This window comes from Microcoleus sp. K4-B3, from assembly GCF_036704615.1.
Taxonomy (GTDB): Bacteria; Cyanobacteriota; Cyanobacteriia; order Cyanobacteriales; family Microcoleaceae; genus Microcoleus.
The window spans coordinates 1-3,358 of the sequence record NZ_JAUBSF010000185.1; the positions used below are offsets into that span (position 1 = coordinate 1).

Consider the following 3,358-nt stretch of genomic DNA (forward strand, 5'->3'; position numbering starts at 1 on the left):
TATTCTCTCCCGGCGCGGTGGCTCTAGTTCTTCTGAAAGCCACCGTTCTCATCTTTATTTAGTCTAAACTACAGTTATTGAATACCTTGAAGGCTCTATTTTGAACAAACCACAGTGAGAACCGTGACCCTTCCAACTTACAGTAGCGATGGTAATTTCTCCAGCCTCTAACTACAGGGGCTAATTTCTCAGCTTTGACCGTAGCACCATAATTCGAGTTGTTAACGATGTGTTTTACCTTCTGACGGAATGCTTTAAAATTGTCCGCTGATGGAACGCATCTAAATTTCCCGTTGCGAAAGCACTTTGAAATGCCAACCGAGGAAGTCAAATCCATCTGTCGTAGCCGTTAGCTTTGTTTTCTTTTCACTAACCTTCATGCCTCGTTCTGTCAGAAATTCGTTGACTTTATCAAGTATTGCCGTCGCATCATCTTTGGGCTTCAGAATTATTACCATGTCGTCCGCGTAACGGACTGATTGATGTATTTCCTCAATCCCATTGAGAGCAATATTGGCTAGTAATGGACTTACCACGCCCCCTTGTGGGGTTCCTTGTTCGGGAAATTCTGGATTGACTCCTGATTTTAGACAGCGGAATATTCCGGTCTTGATGCCTTTTGGGGCGATGAGTCGTTCCATTATGCTGGTGTGGCTTATCCTGTCGAAGCATTTTTCGATATCGAGCTCGATAACTCGCTTGGATATTCCGTGGGCGTGTGAGCTTAGGTTAATGAACAGAATTTTCTGCGCGTCATGCGCCGACCTTCCTGTCCTAAACCCATAACTCCGGGCGTGAAAGGTTGCTTCGTGTGCTGGCTCGCTTCGCGTATTTTGCGAGGCATTGCCACGCTCTATCGGCGATAGTAGGTATCTTAAGGAGGCGGGTACTCCCATCCTTTTTAGGGATTGGTATTGAGCGTAACTTCTGATGTTTCCAGTTGTTACTTTTGACTCTGAGTTATTCATTCAGAGCAAACCTTTCCTCAAATGTGAGTGAGGCTTGGACATCGATTCCCGCAGTCTTTTTGCCAGCATTTAGTTGAGTTACTTGACGTATCGCCAACATTCTTGCAGCCCGAGATTTCAGAATTAGCTTTTGAAGGGACTTCGCTTTCGGATTGTTTCCAACCTGAATCGCTTTAAACACTCGTTTTTGTAGGCGAAATAAGTCCCTTCGGAATTTCTTCCAAGGTAACGTCTCCCAAGATTCACGCTTCGTTGCTGCTGTGTCTAATCATGCGCTGCTCTAACTTATGTTTTCTGAACACCTCAGACCAATTACGGTCTGTCCTACCCGAACTAAGGGGATTCCGCTGCTCGTCTAGCCTACTTGGGGTTCGACTTCCCCTTGACCCTCAGTCCGTTTTTCTTCGTTCCCTCGGTTAGATTGATTGTTCCTTTAGGTGGAGCCAATTTAACTACTGGATTCCCTGGACTCTTGCCGATAATAATCAAAAATTCGGCGGGAATGAACTCCAGTGAAGTCGGGATTTTTGGTCTGTGACCCGCTTAGGGATGAGTTACTTTTCTAGGCTCTGTTTTCACCATCGGAACTCCCCATTAACGCCAGTGTCACCTCGCATTAGATGTCTGGTTGCGTCCTGTTCCCAGCTTCACTCTCCAAGAATCGAGCTTGGTCGGTGTGGGCAGATAGGGAGTCATACCTGAGTCTGGCAGAAGGGACTTGCACCCTTATCAGACCGAGAGTTCAGCCTTGTGGCTGGAAACGCTATTTACGGGCTTTCACCGTGATTCACGTTTCAACGAATCGCACTTGATTTTCCCATTGGCTTGAACCTCAGAAATACAAGCCAAGCTAATTTGGCAATTTAAACAACAACTCCAGACTACTAATGTATATAATGAAACTCCCGGTTTTATTTGTTTAACAAACTTAAGACGACTCAGATCTTGGCAGTCAACCTTACCATGATATTTGCGAGGTGCTCCCAGTTTATTTTGTTCACCTGTATAGAGATAGCGTAGGTTAGCATCAACTCGCTCGCTTGCCAATAAAGTCTAAATTCAACTCCCGCACAGCCTCCCAGAATTTAGAGCGATAGTAATAGCCATCAGCCACCAAATAACGTACAGAAGTTGGGAAGTAACAACGAGTATTCTTTAGATGTTTTGCTCCCGTCATCAACTCTTGTGATGTCAGGCGTTGAGCTTTGAGACTCCGGTTTTTTGCGAGTTTTTTTTTTGACCAGCTATTCTTCGGTTTTTGTGGCAGTTTTTTCACGGGCTTTATTTGAGGACGTGATGGAGTTTGTTGCACGCTTAAGCTATAAGATAAACGAGTCTCAATTTCGACAATAGAAATCACAGAAATTTCCAATCCCTGTGACGATTTACCAGCTACACCATTATAAAAATAAGCCTTGCCGTCAGTTTTTTTGCCACTTTTTATTAAAAAAGAACAATCAATAACAGCAATGACTGTGTGTTCAGGATTTAAAGCTTGTTCGAGGAAATATTGATTAAATTGTGGAAAATTAAAGCTTTTGAGAAAGTGACGACGGTAGGTTTTTTCGCTCAAACAACTATAACGACTGAGATTTGTGAAGTTGACCTTGCCATAAGCCAGCAAGATAGTTGAGAATAAAGTGATTAAAAACTTCTTTTGGGGTTGACTAATCCCTGGCATTTGTTGTAAGATGGATTCAATGATTTTCATAAGGCAATCTGTTGAGCTTGTGTGTTTTTATAGCTTAACCGAAAAGAGTGCCTTTTTTTCTGTTGATTTTGGGTTCAGATTGCACTCACTTTTTTCACTTCTCTGCTGCAAAAGCGATCGTATCCCTCTTTAAAAACTGTCCGGAGTATTGATTTTACACTCATCTTCCCTAATACCTCGCGGTACCGATCTCAACCGCAGATAAATTACCTGTTATGGCAGACGGGGAAACGATTTGAGCCTGGGAGGCTCTCGCGGTGAAAGAGGAAGAGAGAAATGAGGGAAAGCTTATTATGGCAACTTAATAATTAAACAAGTTTGAAAAAGCATCTTTATTAAGAAAACAGTGATTTCAACAAAGCTGATGGACGCAGAAAAAAATCAGTAGATGAAACATCAAAAATAATGCATTCAAAATTTTAGGTGATTGCTATTGCAATGCAACACCTAGCAGACCTAGACGATCCGTTTTTTGGCAGTTGTTGGACTGGTGAGTTAATCAATAAAACAGGATTTACCCACTCTTGATAACTAGGGAACCGCAAAAAAAACCTAATATCTTGTAGGGTATTGTAGGACTCCGAAAGCCCGGAATATGTATACTAAGAGTAATCCAAGGAAAAAATGATCCAAAATCAGGGATACTAAGAGAATAATTAATGTGCAATCTGCTGTATGT

General features: G+C 42.5%; 3 protein-coding genes and 1 pseudogene. All 4 read right to left on the bottom strand.

What is annotated here, in order from left to right; all coding sequences use genetic code 11:
- Nucleotides 1-58 precede the first annotated feature (58 nt).
- Entirely contained in the window at nt 59-337 is a 279-nt protein-coding gene (locus tag QUA78_RS32050) for a group II intron maturase-specific domain-containing protein (protein WP_333307154.1), read from the bottom strand.
- Entirely contained in the window at nt 282-968 is a 687-nt protein-coding gene (locus QUA78_RS32055) for a reverse transcriptase domain-containing protein (protein ID WP_333307156.1), read from the bottom strand. Before QUA78_RS32055 ends, QUA78_RS32050 begins: the two co-directional genes overlap by 56 nt.
- Nucleotides 961-1,194 (bottom strand): annotated as a pseudogene (locus QUA78_RS32060) (reverse transcriptase N-terminal domain-containing protein); the annotation flags it as partial. The gene QUA78_RS32055 and the pseudogene QUA78_RS32060, both read right to left, overlap by 8 nt.
- An 801-nt stretch (nt 1,195-1,995) precedes the next feature.
- The gene (locus QUA78_RS32065) at nt 1,996-2,679 is read right to left on the bottom strand and encodes a transposase (protein ID WP_333307160.1); all 684 of its coding nucleotides are present in this window, start codon (nt 2,677-2,679) and stop codon (nt 1,996-1,998) included.
- Nucleotides 2,680-3,358: the final 679 nt, after the last annotated feature.

Excerpts from the sequence above, each read along its gene's own strand:
- QUA78_RS32050 (WP_333307154.1), bottom strand. The coding sequence starts at position 337 with ATGGATTTGACTTCCTCGGTTGGCATTTCAAAGTGCTTTCGCAACGGG.
- QUA78_RS32055 (WP_333307156.1), bottom strand. The coding sequence starts at position 968 with ATGAATAACTCAGAGTCAAAAGTAACAACTGGAAACATCAGAAGTTAC.
- QUA78_RS32065 (WP_333307160.1), bottom strand. The coding sequence starts at position 2,679 with ATGAAAATCATTGAATCCATCTTACAACAAATGCCAGGGATTAGTCAA.